The following is a 470-nucleotide window of genomic DNA, read 5'->3' on the forward strand; positions in this document are numbered from 1 at the left end:
ATTAAACCAAACCTAAAGTCAAAAGTGAGGAGACTTCGCAGGAAATGTCCTATTTTACCAATATCCTATATTCAACACAAAAAACCTATGATTAAAAAGCAGTCTATTAACAGATACACCACAGAAGGACGAGACCTTAAACACAAAAACTTGGCAGAAATAAACGAACCGTAACTGAAATTGTCAAAAGAAAACCCAGTTATAAATTAACAGGCAACCATAGAATACAATGATAATCGAATTTCTCTTTATATTGCACAAAAAGGAAGATGCAGTGTAACAGGTGAGAAACTCTCGCCTTGGGACATCCACTGTCACCATAAGCGATTATGGAGTGAAACAAGGGATGACAGCTACAAAAATCTTACCATCATCAAGCCAAGTGTCCATACACTAATACACGCGACCAATATAGAAACCATAAACCAATTCCTCAATAAATTAAAACTCAACGAGGAACAGTTAGGCAA

1 pseudogene is annotated in these 470 nt (G+C 36.2%); it reads left to right on the forward strand.

Annotated features, from left to right (window positions below):
* Positions 1 to 470, forward strand: a pseudogene (locus K5S59_RS30430) (HNH endonuclease signature motif containing protein); the annotation flags it as partial.

The sequence above is a fragment of the Bacillus sp. BML-BC051 genome, assembly GCF_019656175.1.
GTDB lineage: Bacteria > Bacillota > Bacilli > Bacillales > Bacillaceae_G > Bacillus_A > Bacillus_A mobilis.